The following is a 14538-nucleotide window of genomic DNA, read 5'->3' as shown; positions in this document are numbered from 1 at the left end:
TCTACAAAGGCAGTGTATAATACTGTGCCCGCTGGCTGTCATCCTGCTGGTACAGCACAATCAGCAGCGTGTTTCCTCCCACTCCTGCCTCAGCTTCGGCCACAGCCGTGGCCCTGTCATTTACCGCTACGGCCGCCGCTGCTGCGTTCGCTTCACCGATATTGCCAGACACACCACTCATCTCCACATTCGGTTCTGTATTCGCTTCTGCATCAGCCAATCCTTCATCGGCCCGCAGGCCGCTGATCGAATCCAGTACCGTCTCCAAACGGAAAGGCAGCACTTCCAGCATCATGAACTTCTGCAGTTCACGTTCACTGTATCCGGCCTCCGCCAGCTGCGGGGATATCAATCCCGGATGAGCAGCGATATCCTTCATATGTTTGGACCAATCCGCTTTATCCAGCAAGACATCCCACCAGATTTTGCGCGGCTTATATTTGTGCCCCAGGAAATAATCAAGCTTCATCAGCCCGGTAATGATGTTCATGGCATCTGTCCCGCGATCTGTAAGGAAGGCATGCAGACGGGTGAACAAATCCTCCAGCTGGTGGCCGATCTTCTGCCAGCCCCGATCTTCCCAGTAATCCCCGAATTCCTGAAAGAAATCAAACGGCGACTGGAACACATGGCGGATCAGGTATTTCACAGTATGGTCGAGCCGATGGCTGTTCCAGTATTTCTCCAGCACATCCTCCAGCCGTTTGAGCCGGATAATATCGGAGAACGGCATCACATGGCTGCTGAGAATCTCATACGGGGCATGTTCCATATAGGTATAGTCATATTTGGCTGCCTGGGCACGCAGACCGGTGCCGCGCAGCATTTTCAGGAACCCAAGCTGCAGCTCCTCCGGCTCCATGGCAAATACATCGTTGAAGGTTTTACGGAAAGTGGAATAATCCTCCATGGGCAGTCCGGCAATTAAATCGAGATGCTGATCGATATTGCCGCTGGCCTTAATCTTCATCACCGTACGCGATAGCTTCGTGAAATTCTGGCGGCGTTTGACCAGCTCGTTGGTCTCGTCATTGGTTGACTGCACGCCAATCTCGAATCTAAAGACGCCGGGAGGAGCGTTCTGGGCCAGAAAATCCAGGACCTCGGGCCGCATGATGTCCGCGGTAATCTCGAACTGGAACACGCAGCCCTGGTGGTTATCAATCAGAAACTGGAACATCTCCATGGCATAGCTGCGGTTGATATTAAAGGTACGGTCAAGAAACTTGATAACCTTGGCTCCGTTCTCGATCAGATACAGCAAATCGGATTTGACCCGTTCGATATCATAATAGCGTACGCCTACCTCAATGCTGGACAAGCAGAATTGACAGTTGAAGGGACAGCCCCTGCTGGTCTCAAAATAAACGATCCGCTTGCTGAGATCCGGCAGATCATCCGGAAACCGGTGCGGTGTCGGCAGTGTATTCAGATCCGTCTTCGGACGCGGCGGATTGACAATCAGCTCTTCGCCCTTACGGTAAGCCGCACCGTATACAAAATGGAACTTGCGCTCATCCCGCAATTCCTGCAGCAGATGGTGGAAGGTCTCTTCCCCATCGCCGTTTACAACAAAATCAATCCCGGCTTCCCGCTTCATCCAGTACAGCGGCTCGTAAGACACCTCCGGCCCGCCTAGCACGATAGTGACCTCCGGCATCACCTGTTTGAGTATGCCAATCAGCTTGACGGTCTCCTCGATGTTCCATATATAACAGGAAAAGCCGATAACATCGGGCTTCTTCTGGAATAGGTCTGACACGATATTCATCACGGGATCTTTGATAGTGTATTCCGCCAGAAGGATATCTTCGAATTCATGCTCGCTGTACGCCTTCAGAAGACGGATGGCAAGCGAGGTGTGGATATACTTGGCGTTTAATGTGGCCAGGACGATTCTCATGCCTCATAACCTTCTTTACATTTCATTTTGAAAAAACTCCAGAAACGGCTTGCCGTATTTCCGGTACTTCACTTCCCCGACACCCTTCACCCTCAGCATCTCCGCTTCGGTCTGCGGGCAAACCACACTCATCTCACGCAGGGTCGCATCATTAAAAATGATATAGGACGGGACATGCTCGCGTCCCGCCAGCTCGCGGCGGATCAGGCGCAGCTGCTCGAAGACCGTCTCATTGACGGCCGACGGCGAAAGATCCCGCGACCGGCTGCGGTCCCGCCCGCCGGAGGCTCCGCCGGTGCGTGAAGGACGGGCCACACGCTGCTGCACCTCACGCTGGCCGCGCAGTACCTCGGCAGCCAGCGGCTGCAGCCGCACCACAGGATATTGGCCTTCTGTCAGGGCCAGATATCCCTCCGAGATCAGCACATTGATGCTCTCGGTAATCTCTTTCTCCGTACGGCTCGACATCGCGCCATGAGTCGGCAGCTGCTCGAAGCCGTATTGCAGCACCTTCTGGTTGCGTGAGCCCTTGAGCACCGAAGCAACCAGCGCCACACCGTAACGTTCACGCATGCGGTGGATGCAGGAGAAAATCTTCTGCGCATCCACTGTCATGTCTACCAGTTCCCGTTCATCCGTACAGGAGCTGCAGATGCCGCAGGGCTTGTCCCCGTGATCTTCACCGAAATAATTCAGCTGTGCGCTGCGCAGGCAGCGGGTGGTGTAGCAGTAATCGATCATCTGCTGCAGCTTGCGGTATTCATTCGCCTTGCGCTCCGGGTCCTGCGGATTCTGTTCAATCAGAAATTTCTGCGTCATAATGTCCTGCGCGCTGAAGAGCAGGATACACTCACTCGGCTCACCATCCCGTCCGGCACGTCCGGCTTCCTGAACATAAGCTTCCATATTCTTCGGCATATTGTAATGGATAACATAACGTACGTTGGACTTGTCGATCCCCATCCCGAAGGCATTGGTGGCGACCATCACACGGATGTCGTCATACAGGAAACCTTCCTGGCTCTCTGCCCGTTCCTGGTCATTCATTCCGGCATGATAGCGTCCGGCAGCGATTCCCGACGCCTGCAGTCTTTGATAGAGATCATCAACCTCTTTGCGGGTAGCCGCATATACAATACCCGGCTGATGGGAATGAGTAGCGGTATAATCCAGAACGAATTCGCGTTTGTTCTCCCCGCGCAGCACAGACATCGCCAGATTATCCCGGCCAAGCCCGGTCATGAAGACGCCCGGCTGGCGCAGACGCAGCAGCCGGACCATATCCTCCATGACCTCCGGGGTAGCAGTCGCGGTAAATGCGGCAAGAATCGGCCGCTGCGGCAGTTCCTCTACAAAAGGGGATACCGCGAGGTAGCTTGTACGGAAATCATGGCCCCACTGGGATACACAGTGCGCTTCATCCACAGCCACGCATGAGATGGATAACCCGGCCATCTCTAACCGGAACCAGTCCAGCTCCAGCCGCTCGGGTGCAACATAAAGCAGCTTCAGCTCGCCGCGGCGCGCAGCCCGGATGCGCTCATTCACTTCCTTGCCGCTTAAGGTGCTGTTGATATAGGCAGCAGGTATCCCCGCAGTGGTCAGTGCATCCACCTGATCCTTCATCAGCGAGATCAGAGGCGAGATGACCAGCGTCAGCCCCGGCTGCAGCAGCGCCGGAACCTGATAGCAGATCGATTTTCCGCCTCCGGTTGGCATGATGCCCAGCGTATCATGACCCTCCAGCAAGCTCTCGACAATCTTTTTCTGGCCCTCCCGGAAGTCGGGATAGCCGTAATATTTTTGCAGTTCAGCCTGCGCCTGTTCCATAGTAGGTGCTTGCATCTTCATATCTCTCAAAACTCCTTAGAACTTTCTCTCTTTAGTTTACCGGGCAAAAGACTAATGAGCAACAACCGGAGTGGTAAAACCGGAGGTTCATATTCAAATCATTACATAAAAATCACCGTTCAAAGCAACACTTGATAGATATCCGCAATTTTCCTTTCCAGAAAATTGGCCTTTGTGCTGGCTGGATCTATGGAGCCCTCTCTATCCTCATTATTGTCGGGCTGATTAGTGTTATGTAGGGACCCCTCCATAGTATTTCTTCACGGCCCATGGTATATTGAGGAATACAATATTAGAGGACGGAGAATGCAGGCATGAACACCAGACGAAATCCCAAAGAGGCAAGCAAACGGGGCGGCAAGCCCGGAGGCCCCTCCCAATCACAGCCAAAATCAGGGGCAAGAAACCATAAATCAGGCGCTAAGCCTGGCATCACTGCCAAAGCGAAGGGACAGGCTGCCGTCAAAAGCTATTCCATAACTGAGCCCGCAGAGCTGCTGCCTTTTTTGCTTAGCGTAATCACAAACAAGGGACGGAACTCCGTCAAGTCACTGCTCGCCCGCGGACAGGTCTCCGTAAACGGCAAACCAATAACCCGGCACAATTTCCAGCTGCATCCGGGTCAGACTGTAACCATAGACCAAGAGAAGCAAGTACAGGCCAAAGAGATGACCCTGCTGACCATCGTTCATGAGGACGATGATCTGATTATTATCCAGAAGGATGCAGGACTGCTGTCCATTGCCACCGGGGAAGACAATGAATTAACGGCATACCGCCAGCTGATGGAGCATGTCCGCCTCACCAATCCGCGCAACCGTATTTATGTCGTTCACCGGCTGGACCGTGATACTTCAGGCGTGATGATGTTTGCCAAGAGTGAAGCCATTCAGCAGAAGCTGCAAAATACGTGGAAGGAAACTGTAAAGGAACGTTCCTACGTGGCACTCGTGGAAGGGGCCGTCAAAAAGGCCGAAGGGACCATCAGCTCCTGGCTGAAGGAAACTTCGACCCTCAAAATGTATTCCAGTCCCCATGAAGGCGACGGGCTTCATGCCATAACTCATTACAAGCTTATTCAAGCCAACCGCCATTTCTCTCTGCTGGAGGTACAACTGGAAACCGGACGCAAAAATCAAATCCGTGTGCATATGGCTGACATCGGCCACCCTATCGCCGGTGATAAGAAATACGGCGCAGAGACTAAGGCCGTAGGCCGCCTTGGCCTTCATGCCCGCGTGCTTTCCTTCGTTCATCCGACTTCAGGAGAACTGCTGACCTTTGAAAGCGCCATTCCCAAGACGTTCCTGAAATACACAGCCCCTGCGCCAACCAACTGATTCCTGATCACACCAAGCACCTGTATTTCAGACCCGTTATCGTTATTTCGGTGGCCCCGCATGGATGCAAAAAGACACCCTCCAGGGTGTCTTTCTCTGTGCTACTCGATCTTTCCGCCTTCAACGACCAAATCATCGGTGTAGCCTTCCCCATATACTTCATTTAATGTTTCTTTATACGCCTGATGAATAAACTGCTCTTTCCCCAGCGTCTCAAGTTCGGTGTTGATCCAGTTCAGCAATTCCGTATTGCCCTTGGCAACTGCCGGTGCTATCGTATCCTGGCCGCCAAAAGCCGGGATGCTTACGGTAAAGCCGGGGTTGGATTTAGCCCACGCGATCAGTTCCGTATTATCATTGGCAATAGCTGCGCCGCGTCCGTCTTTAAGTGCCGCAAAAATCTCTGTGTACTGGTCGAATTTAAGCAGCTCGATTTCCGGATGTTCTTTTGTGAAGTAGGTTTCGGCAGTTGTACCTTTGGCTACGATCAGCTTTTGGCCCTTTTCTTTCAGCTGGTCAATGGAAGTGATCGGCGCGCTGTCAGGAGAAACGATCCCAAAGGACAACTTCATGTAAGGAGCGGCAAAATCCACTTTTTCTTTGCGTTCATCGGTTACTGTGAAGTTAGCCATAATGATATCAACCTTATTGGATTCCAGATAGGCCACACGGCTGGCTGCATCCACAAGCACAAACTCTGCCTTGGATTCATCCCCCAGCAAATTCTTGGCAAATCTTTTGGCGATATAAACGTCGAACCCCTGGTTTTTGCCTTCGGAGTCCACATAACCAAACGGCGGCTTGTCGGCGAACACACCGATCCGGATCTTTTCGTTTTTCTTAAGCTCTTCAATAGAAGCAAACTTTGAAGAAGCGGCCCCTTCCTTGTTGTTCCCCGAATTGCCGCATGCGGTCAAACCCAGCAAAAGCATTCCAGCTGCCATAACCGATACTGCAAATTTCAAACTCTTTTTCATCCCTCTTCATCCCCAATTTCTATATAGTTTGTTAATACTGAAATATATCCAGAAAGTGCTGGGCACGCTCTGTCGCCGGTTTGGTGAAAAATTGCTGCGGAGCCGCAGTTTCGCAAATTTTACCTTGGTCCATAAATATGACCCGGTCTCCAACAGACTTGGCAAAACCCATTTCATGGGTCACAATGATCATGGTCATTCCCTGCTGGGCCAGACCCAGAATGACATCCAGCACTTCCCGCACCATCTCGGGATCAAGAGAGGCCGTCACTTCATCGAACAGCATAATTTCCGGATTCATGCATAACGCTCTGACAATCGCGATTCTCTGCTTCTGCCCCCCGGACAATTGACGGGGATACGCATCCTTGCGGTCCAGCAGTCCAACCCTGCTAAGCAGCTCTTCTGCCTGCTTCAGCGCTTCCTTGCCGTCTCTCTTCTGTACCTTAAGCGGGCCGAGCAGAATGTTGTCTATAACCGTCATGTGGGGAAACAGCTCATAATTTTGAAAAACCATGCCGATATGCTGCCTTACTTCACGCCAATCTACAGCGTTCCCGGCAAGATTCTGCCCCCGGTACCGAATTTCTCCCCCCTGAATCGGCTCCAGGCCGTTTAGACATCGCAGGAAGGTACTCTTCCCGCAGCCCGACGGGCCCAGAATAACTGTAACTTCCCCCTTCGCCACCTGCAGCTCTATATTATTCAGAACCTTCCGGTCTCCAAAGCTTTTCTCCAGCCCTTTTACCTCCAGCAAAATCTCTTTGGAATCTGCCATCGCCCTTCTTCCTTCCTGAATGCTAATTTTGCCATCTGCGCTCTATTCTCTTGGAAATCCTGGACAACGGAAAACATACGGCGAAATAAAGAATGAATATAAAGCCGTAGACCCAAAAGGAAGCATTCGGCGCCTTGATCACGCCAAGCTCAATAATCTGCTGTCCGATCTTCACCACCTCGATCACTCCGATCAGCACAACAAGCGAGGTAGTTTTTACCATGCGTGTGGCCAGATTGATCGAACCCGGCACCATTCTGCGGACCGCTTGCGGAATCAGAATATACCGGTACAGCTGCCCTTTGCTGAGGCCCAGCGCTTTGCCGGATTCGTCCTGATGTTTTGGCATCGATTCCAATGCCCCGCGTACGATATCTCCGATTTCGGCTGCTCCCCATAAACTAAATACCAGGATAGAGGTAGCCTCTCCGCTGATATCGATATCGAGCAGGGGAGTAAAACTAAAATGTACCACGTAGAGCCAGACCAGAATCGGGATGATTCTGAAGGCCTCCAGATAGAGCCGCAGGACAAATCTTAGCGGTTTCGAATTCAGGGTTCTCAAGAGCCCCATCACAATGCCAAGCACCATTGCAATTGCAATGGAAATGAACGAAATCTCTATCGTGACCAGCAGACCGCCCAGCAGCCGCTCAAAATTCGATCCTTCAAACAGCACCTCAATCCCCGAATTCTGCATATCTTACCTTCCTTTCCAGCCATGTCAGGACCAGCGACAGTGGAAGCACAAGGACAAGATAGGACAACACCAGAAGCGATAGGGATTCCGCTGTTTTGTAATGCATGCCGATCAGATCCTTCGCCACATTCATCAGGTCCATTAAAGCAATGGCGCCGACAATCGAGGTTTCCTTCAGCAAAAATATCACGTTGGCTCCCAGAGAAGGAATGCTGATTGCAAACGCCTGCGGAAAAATCACATACCTGGCGAGCTGAAATTTGGATAGCCCGATGCTGAGCCCGGATTCCAGCTGCGTTCGGCTTACCGCTTCAATTCCGCTGCGGAACGCCTCGGTCATATAGCTGCCGCCCAAAAAGGTCAGGCCGACAATGGCACAGGTCACTTCGCTCAGGCGAAGGCCTACCTTGGGCAAGCCATAATAGAGAAAGAACAGCTGGACCAGCAGAGGCGTATTTCTCGACAGCTCGACGTAGGCATGAATCACCATCCGGAGCCCCCGCACCTTGTAATACAAAATAATGCTGAACAGCAGTCCCAGAACGGTGGAGAACAGAATCGCCCAGAATGCCAGCTTCACTGTCAGCCACATCGCATTCCCGTAAAGCGGCAAGCTCTCCAGTATAAATTCCCAATCCAAATTCATAAGTGCACAACCTTCTGTCGTAAAATCAACCCGTAATATACAACTATATAAATGTGTATAGTCGGCTATATAATCGGCCATGAGTATCAGCTGACACTCAAAGGACTGCAGCCCTTTTAATGGCCATTCTAGCTTATTGAAATATTTAAAATTTAACCAAAAACCTCACATAATGTGGTAATCATCTTATTCTCATAATACCTACTTGTCAACTGTGTTTTGTGAATTTTCACTCTCATTCCCCACATGGTACAATGTAGAGAAAATCAAGAAGGTGCTTTCAGTGTTCCACCCTACTGTCTTTGAGAATATTAAGGTTTCCTTAGAGAATCAGATCTATGACTATGATAATCTGGATGGAATTCTGGTAGTCACGAACCGTTCCGATCTGCTGGACCTGGCGTTGATGTCCAGGGAATTCACCCTCTCCTTCAAGCTGGCCGGCAGCAGCAAGGTAACAAGTGAACTGGTTCTCCGCTCGTCGGTGAAGGATCTCAGTGATGAAATACTGGAAGTCCCGGATTCCGTTCCCGGCTGTAATCTACTGCTGCGTTTTCATTTGGAAATCGGGGATATCCCCACTCAATGCTCTGCTATCGAACAGATTATCACCGGGATTTGGGGCCCGGAGCTTACTCCCGTGCAATCGCTAAGCTTCCCCTTCGGCAGCAATAGCGGCCTATACACCTGCTGCGTCTCTCTCGCATTCAAGAGACAAATTAATGAAGAGCAAATGGACGATCTGCCGGAGCTGCTCGAGTTTCTGCTTAGAAGCGCTGAGGAACTGGAGAAGGTCTAATATCACAGTGAGGTGAAGCCATGTTAAAGTTCCTGCCTCCCGCCAAAAGCAATCGCTGGTTCGTCTGGTACCTGATTTATACCTTGATTCTCTGGCTGCTGCTGGCTCTGCACCGGTTTCTGCTGCTCGGGGAAAACTTCGACCTTCCGGTCTTTGCCCGTTTTGCGGCGCTCGCCCTTGTAGTCTCCGGAATTCTGCACAGCTTCGGGTGGTTTGGCGCCAAGCTGGTATGGCTGATCAGCACCATTGGCATTGTTTTCGGACTGGGCACCATGTATCAATACACTTACCAGGACATGTCCGGCTGGGAGGATCTTGCGGGATTTCTGTCTTTGATCGTGTTTACAGCGGGCGGCTTCGTTCTGGGTCTTATCGTCGAAGGCAGTTATCTGCTGATCAGGAAGCTGCGGAAACCTTAGATCCACGGGGTCCACAGGCGAAACAATTGAATAATCCGAACAAATGATGAGGTGATATTGCCATGTCCACTTCCTATTTGACCAAAAAAGCGCTGGCCCAGTCGTTAAAGCACTTAATGGAGCACACCCCGCTCAATAAAATCTCGGTAAAGCATCTTGTCGACGATTGCGGGCTGAACAGGCAGACGTTCTACTATCATTTTCAGGATATTTTTGAGCTGCTGGGCTGGATTTACAAGACAGAGGCGGTAGAGAGCATTGCTGAGTACCGGAGCTACAACACATGGACGGACGGGTTCTACAGAATCTTTTGTTATATTGAGAGCAATAGAACCTTCTGCTGTAATACGCTGGATTCTCTCGGCAGATCCCACCTTGATGCTTATCTGTACGACGTGACCAACGGCCTGGTTATGGGCGTCATTCAGGAGCTGTCAAGCGGAATGGAGGTTAGTGCCGAAGACAAGCGGTTCATCGCCAACTTCTACACTCTCGCCTTTACCGGGCTTATCATTCAGTGGATGCGCGACGGGATGAAGGATCAGCCGAAGCATATGATTGAGCAGCTCAGTGTGCTGATTGAAGGGAATTTTCTGAAGGCGCTGCATAAATACGAGAAAAAGCTGTCGTTACCTTAGGGTGCGCAGCTTTTTTGGAAATATAAGAATTTATATGTTTCACACGATAACTTATCCTTCTATTTCTCGCTGAAACGGATACCGTCCTTTTGAGGACGGCAAAGCCGTTTCCACTTGGCTAATTGGATCCAGTTGGCAATCTATTGGGCAAGAATAGCAGAAACGATGCGGAATTTAAGACTTTGAAGTGAAAAATATGCAAAAATCAGGAGGCCACCATGACAGAGGACTTTTATTGCGATGAGGTATTGAACGGCAAAACCCAGGTACATAAAGTGCTGGAGACAGAAAATGTGCTAGCCTATTATCATACGAAACCTTTTTATCCCGTGCATATTGTAGCTATCCCCAAAAAGCATATCTCCTCACTTCTCACCCTTGAAGAAGAGGACACTGAATTATTTCTTGAGTTATTTGGCGTTATCAAGCAGGTCGCCGCCATGGTAACGCAAGAGCACGGAGCTTGCAGAGTTCTCACGAACTTAGGCAATTATCAGGATTCCAAGCACCTGCATTGGCATATTGCCTTTGGCAACCCGCTCAGATCACCTTCCTTCCCTGTAGAACCTTGTTAATTACTGTAAAAAAACTATACACTTTGCCTAAAGTGACCAAAATCCATACACTCTGGCGGTTTTGATTATACCTTCTGGACCGGCCTAGGGTTACATTAGGGTTAGCAACAGCAATCAGCAACCCTATGGAGGCGAGTATTCAGTGAAAAGAGAGTACGGTAACCAACAGGTTTATTTTGTCGGAGGCGGGATTGCATCCCTTGCGGGTGCGGCATACCTCGTCAGAGACTGCGATTTTCCGGGAAAGAACATCCACATTATTGAAGAGATGAAGATCCTCGGCGGCAGCAATGACGGCGCAGGCAGTGTAGAGCATGGATATGTCATTCGCGGCGGACGGATGCTCAACGATGAAGCCTATGAGAATTTATGGGAGCTTCTCAACACCATCCCTTCGATCGACCATCCGGGAAAGTCCGTCCGGGAAGAAATTACCGAATTCGACGACGCCAACCCTACCCATTCCAACGCCAGACTGGTGAACAGCAAGGGTGAAGTTGAAGACGTATTGTCGATGGGGTTCGATATGGCCGACCGGCTGGCAATGGGCAAGCTGATTATTACACCAGAGGAAAAGATGGGCAAGGCCCGGATTAACGACTGGTTCGCTCCGCACTTTTTCGAGACGAATTTCTGGTATATGTGGGCGACCACCTTCGCCTTCCAGCCTTGGCACAGCGCCATTGAGTTCAAAAGATACATGCTGCGCTTTATTCACGAATTCCCAAGAATTCAAACGCTCGAAGGTGTCACCCGCACACCTTATAATCAATACGATTCGATCATCCTTCCGCTGCACAAATATCTGGAGCCGTTCGGTGTAGACTTTACGCTGAAATGTACAGTAACTGACCTACAGTTCAAAGACGGCGACGGCATCACCGTCACGAAGATGAACGTGCTGCGTCAAGGCGTGGAAGATGTCATTGAAGTGAAAGATGGCGATCTGGTTATCGTCACTAACGGCTCCATGACCGAAGGCTCCAGCCTCGGTTCGATGAGCACCGCACCGCGTCTCAACGGCAAAGGCAGCTCGTGGAAGCTCTGGGAGAACATTGCCGCCAAAAAACCTGGCCTCGGCAATCCATCTTCCTTCGACGATCATGTCGACGGCTCCAAGTGGGAATCGTTCACCGTTACGTTCGAAGACTCCAAATTCTTTGATCTGATGGAGAAATTCACACGCAACCGGGCCGGCACCGGCGCACTCGTCACCTTCAAGGATTCGAGCTGGTTCATGTCCGTAGTGCTGGCGTTCCAGCCGCATTTCCGCGATCAGCCTGAGCATGTTACGGTATTCTGGGGCTATGGGCTGTATCCTGACAAGGTAGGCGATTTCGTCAAGAAGAAAATGAGCGACTGTACCGGGGCAGAAATCATGGAAGAGCTGATCGGACATCTGCACTTTGAAGAGCATAAAGCTGAGATTATGGCAACCGCCAACTGTATCCCGTGCATGATGCCGTATATTACTTCCCAGTTCATGCCGAGACTCGGCAGCGACAGACCACTGGTCGTGCCAGAGGGCTCTACCAACCTCGCATTCGTCGGTCAATATTGCGAAATTCCAGACGATGTGGTGTTCACCGAGGAATATTCCGTCAGAGCGGCCAGAATCGCCGTCTACACCCTGCTCGGCATCAACCGTCCGGTTGAGCCAATCAATCAGTACCAGTATGATGTTCGGACATTACTTTCGAGCCTTGTGACTTCATTAAGATAATAAAATCATAGATAATCAAGAAACCTCTCCCTTGATCACGCAAGGGAGAGGTTTCTTTGTGCATTGACTAACTATGGGGTTGTATGGACTCTAACGCGCTCAATCAGATGCTGCAAGAACCGTCATCGCAGCCTTCGGCATCCGGTGCCTGTGACTGTGGTTTGCCGACAACCTGCAGTACCGGAGCGTTCTTCTCCTCCGCCCATACTGTCTCCAGCACCTCGGAAAATACCGGGCCGGGCTGTGCACCGGATACCGCATATTTATTGTTGAAGACGAAGAAGGGGACGCCGGTAATATTAAGGCGTTGCCCTTCTTCAATATCTTCATTCACTTCAGCCGCGTAGGCATCGCTATCCAGCATCGCTGCGGTTTCGGCAGCGTCCAGTCCAACCTCGCCGGCCAGCGAAACCAGAACACTGCGCTCTCCAATATTAACCGTATCGGTAAAATAAGCGCGCAGCAGCCGCTCGGTCATTGCCGCTGCCTTTCCTTGAGCAGCGGCATAATGGCTCAACCGGTGGCTGTCGAAGGTATTGGTATGCACCACCGTATCGAAGTTGAACTCCAGGCCGACACCTCTGGCTTGCTCCGCCAGCTGTTCGTTCATCGCTTTGGCCTTCTCGCGGGTCATGCCATATTTGGCGGCCAGCTGATCATGAATATCCCTGCTTGCATCTGCACGGGCATTCGGATCCAGCTGAAAGCTGCGGTACACCACTTCCACCTTGTCGCGGTCAGGAAATTGGCTTAGCGCGTGTTCAAGCCGTCTTTTGCCGATATAACAGAACGGGCAGGCGTAATCGGACCATATATCTATTCTCACATTAAATTCCTCCTAATGGGATTGTGAATACATTGATATTACCATTAACAAATAATACGTCACTTACAATTATATAGTTAAAAACCAAAAAACACAAATGCTAAATAAAAGTAAACGAAAGTGGTATATACGCCCTACTTATGGGGGAGTAAAATTAGATCAACACGTACTTTCGGTGCTTTACATCATTACCACTATTACTAGCGGACGATAGGCGTCCCAGAAGGAGCCAGCGGCATGCATGATGTGTCTATAGTAATTCCCACGCGCAACCGGATCAGCGATCTTACGCTATGTATTGAATCCATCGGCAGGCAGACAGAGCTGGAAGACGTCTCGATCGAGCTATTGATTGTTGATGATGGCGATATTGAGGAGAATGTCCTGGACTATTTGCGCAAGGTGCTGGCGCAGATGCCAAGTGCTGAGCTGCGTTATTACCGCAAAACCAAACCTGGCGTCTGGCTCTCCCGTTACGAAGCGCTGAACCTGATCGACGGAGACATTGTGCTCAGCTTCGATGATGACGCCGAGCTGGATGATCCGCTGTATATCCGCCGGATGCTGGACACCTATGCGGCCGATCCGGCGATTGTCGGAGTAGGCGGCATCGCCAAAGGCCTCTCCAGCAGCAAATCCGGCAAGCTGCTCGGCGTGCTTACCTGCCAAATGTCGGCTTCGCCCGGCAGACTGTCGGCCAGCACGCTGGCAGGCTCACTGCTGCTCTGGGGAGAAACGGAGGATACCTTTGAAACGGATTTCTTCCACGGCTGCAATATGTCTTTCAAACGTGAGGCGTTGAGGGATATGAAACCTTACCCCTGGATGACCAGCTATGCCGTGGCTGATGATATTTATATGTGCCATCTGGCCAGCAAATACGGCAAGCTTGTAATCAACCCGGATATGAAGATTACCCATCATGAATCCCCAAGCTCCCGTGATAAAGCGGGACGCGTCGCCCGTGCAACCGCGGTGAACCATTATTACCTGCTCAATCTGCGCAAAGCCCCGGTGAAGAACTACGCTGCCCTGCTGTGGACGCTGATTTATTTGACCGGCAAATCAACTCTGAAGCGCAACTTCAATGCGGTTTCAGGCTATATCAGCGGCATCCTCTTTGTACTCAATCCCCGCAAGAATAAATACAGCGAATATATGCTGGACTAACGCTCTCCACACAAACTTCATAATGGACAACAGCAGAAACACCTGCCTGCCCTTTCGGGAAGCGGGTGTTTCTGCTGTTTCTGCGGACTGCTTCTTCCGGTCATCTTAATCCGCAAAATGTCATGAAATTAGTATCCATTGCCATTCTATCTGGGGTATGATAGTAAAGATGAGTTCAAGAAACTACTTTTAT

Annotated in this window: 14 protein-coding genes; 7 read left to right on the top strand and 7 right to left on the bottom strand. The window is 50.8% G+C overall.

The genetic code is table 11. The features are described 5' to 3' along the window. Window position 1: 1 nt before the first annotated feature. Window positions 2–1903: a B12-binding domain-containing radical SAM protein gene (locus ACAN56_RS30180; RefSeq protein WP_038587236.1), complete on the bottom strand. Its 1902-nt coding sequence runs from the start codon at window positions 1901–1903 to the stop codon at window positions 2–4. A 15-nt stretch (window positions 1904–1918) separates the two neighbouring features. Next, window positions 1919–3754: a DNA helicase RecQ gene (gene recQ, locus ACAN56_RS30175; protein ID WP_038587234.1), complete on the bottom strand. Its 1836-nt coding sequence runs from the start codon at window positions 3752–3754 to the stop codon at window positions 1919–1921. 314 nt (window positions 3755–4068) lie between these two features. Here recQ and ACAN56_RS30170 point away from each other — a divergent pair, with 314 nt between their 5' ends. After that, window positions 4069–5094 (top strand): RluA family pseudouridine synthase, encoded by a 1026-nt coding sequence (locus ACAN56_RS30170; protein WP_340894252.1) that lies wholly within the window; start codon window positions 4069–4071, stop codon window positions 5092–5094. A gap of 101 nt (window positions 5095–5195) precedes the next feature. Here ACAN56_RS30170 and ACAN56_RS30165 read toward each other — a convergent pair whose 3' ends face one another. From ACAN56_RS30165 to ACAN56_RS30150, 4 genes are read right to left on the bottom strand one after another with little or no spacing between them, the layout of a single operon-like run. Beyond that, window positions 5196–6071, bottom strand: a complete 876-nt coding sequence (locus tag ACAN56_RS30165) for a cysteine ABC transporter substrate-binding protein (RefSeq protein ID WP_379147512.1) — start codon at window positions 6069–6071, stop codon at window positions 5196–5198. Window positions 6072–6102: 31 nt separating this feature from the next. Beyond that, on the bottom strand, window positions 6103–6849 hold the full coding sequence (locus ACAN56_RS30160) for an amino acid ABC transporter ATP-binding protein (RefSeq protein WP_379147510.1): 747 nt from the start codon (window positions 6847–6849) through the stop codon (window positions 6103–6105). A 22-nt stretch (window positions 6850–6871) separates the two neighbouring features. Then, window positions 6872–7549, bottom strand: a complete 678-nt coding sequence (locus ACAN56_RS30155; RefSeq protein ID WP_038587228.1) for an amino acid ABC transporter permease — start codon at window positions 7547–7549, stop codon at window positions 6872–6874. Then, window positions 7530–8195 (bottom strand): amino acid ABC transporter permease, encoded by a 666-nt coding sequence (locus ACAN56_RS30150; RefSeq protein WP_379147508.1) that lies wholly within the window; start codon window positions 8193–8195, stop codon window positions 7530–7532. Before ACAN56_RS30150 ends, ACAN56_RS30155 begins: the two co-directional genes overlap by 20 nt. A 283-nt stretch (window positions 8196–8478) precedes the next feature. Between ACAN56_RS30150 and ACAN56_RS30145 the strand changes: the two genes are divergently transcribed. From ACAN56_RS30145 to ACAN56_RS30125, 5 genes are all read left to right on the top strand, one after another. Then, entirely contained in the window at window positions 8479–8994 is a 516-nt protein-coding gene (locus tag ACAN56_RS30145; protein WP_379147507.1) for a hypothetical protein, read from the top strand. 20 nt (window positions 8995–9014) lie between these two features. Then, the gene (locus tag ACAN56_RS30140; RefSeq protein WP_340894258.1) at window positions 9015–9413 is read left to right on the top strand and encodes a hypothetical protein; all 399 of its coding nucleotides are present in this window, start codon (window positions 9015–9017) and stop codon (window positions 9411–9413) included. A gap of 62 nt (window positions 9414–9475) precedes the next feature. Further along, window positions 9476–10051, top strand: a complete 576-nt coding sequence (dhaS, locus tag ACAN56_RS30135) for a dihydroxyacetone kinase transcriptional activator DhaS (RefSeq protein WP_038587220.1) — start codon at window positions 9476–9478, stop codon at window positions 10049–10051. 218 nt (window positions 10052–10269) lie between these two features. Next, entirely contained in the window at window positions 10270–10626 is a 357-nt protein-coding gene (locus ACAN56_RS30130; RefSeq protein ID WP_076112659.1) for an HIT domain-containing protein, read from the top strand. A gap of 142 nt (window positions 10627–10768) precedes the next feature. Further along, the gene (locus ACAN56_RS30125) at window positions 10769–12349 is read left to right on the top strand and encodes an oleate hydratase (RefSeq protein WP_038587216.1); all 1581 of its coding nucleotides are present in this window, start codon (window positions 10769–10771) and stop codon (window positions 12347–12349) included. 103 nt (window positions 12350–12452) lie between these two features. Here ACAN56_RS30125 and ACAN56_RS30120 read toward each other — a convergent pair whose 3' ends face one another. Next, window positions 12453–13175, bottom strand: a complete 723-nt coding sequence (locus tag ACAN56_RS30120) for a DsbA family oxidoreductase (RefSeq protein ID WP_379147503.1) — start codon at window positions 13173–13175, stop codon at window positions 12453–12455. A gap of 237 nt (window positions 13176–13412) precedes the next feature. Between ACAN56_RS30120 and ACAN56_RS30115 the strand changes: the two genes are divergently transcribed. Further along, window positions 13413–14345, top strand: coding sequence for a glycosyltransferase family 2 protein (locus ACAN56_RS30115; protein ID WP_379147501.1), 933 nt, complete (start codon window positions 13413–13415; stop codon window positions 14343–14345). Window positions 14346–14538: the final 193 nt, after the last annotated feature.

It is taken from the genome of Paenibacillus paludis (assembly GCF_042610515.1).
GTDB lineage: Bacteria > Bacillota > Bacilli > Paenibacillales > Paenibacillaceae > Paenibacillus_AQ.
The sequence above is the reverse complement of the archived record's forward strand: the minus strand, read 5'-3'. Positions and strand labels throughout refer to the sequence as shown.

What these genes read in the sequence shown, in the direction of transcription:
- ACAN56_RS30180 (WP_038587236.1), bottom strand. Translation starts at nt 1,903, where the DNA reads ATGAGAATCGTCCTGGCCACATTAAACGCCAAGTATATCCACACCTCG.
- recQ (WP_038587234.1), bottom strand. Translation starts at nt 3,754, where the DNA reads ATGAAGATGCAAGCACCTACTATGGAACAGGCGCAGGCTGAACTGCAA.
- ACAN56_RS30170 (WP_340894252.1), top strand. Translation starts at nt 4,069, where the DNA reads ATGAACACCAGACGAAATCCCAAAGAGGCAAGCAAACGGGGCGGCAAG.
- ACAN56_RS30165 (WP_379147512.1), bottom strand. Translation starts at nt 6,071, where the DNA reads ATGAAAAAGAGTTTGAAATTTGCAGTATCGGTTATGGCAGCTGGAATG.
- ACAN56_RS30160 (WP_379147510.1), bottom strand. Translation starts at nt 6,849, where the DNA reads ATGGCAGATTCCAAAGAGATTTTGCTGGAGGTAAAAGGGCTGGAGAAA.
- ACAN56_RS30155 (WP_038587228.1), bottom strand. Translation starts at nt 7,549, where the DNA reads ATGCAGAATTCGGGGATTGAGGTGCTGTTTGAAGGATCGAATTTTGAG.
- ACAN56_RS30150 (WP_379147508.1), bottom strand. Translation starts at nt 8,195, where the DNA reads ATGAATTTGGATTGGGAATTTATACTGGAGAGCTTGCCGCTTTACGGG.
- ACAN56_RS30140 (WP_340894258.1), top strand. Translation starts at nt 9,015, where the DNA reads ATGTTAAAGTTCCTGCCTCCCGCCAAAAGCAATCGCTGGTTCGTCTGG.
- dhaS (WP_038587220.1), top strand. Translation starts at nt 9,476, where the DNA reads ATGTCCACTTCCTATTTGACCAAAAAAGCGCTGGCCCAGTCGTTAAAG.
- ACAN56_RS30130 (WP_076112659.1), top strand. Translation starts at nt 10,270, where the DNA reads ATGACAGAGGACTTTTATTGCGATGAGGTATTGAACGGCAAAACCCAG.
- ACAN56_RS30115 (WP_379147501.1), top strand. Translation starts at nt 13,413, where the DNA reads ATGCATGATGTGTCTATAGTAATTCCCACGCGCAACCGGATCAGCGAT.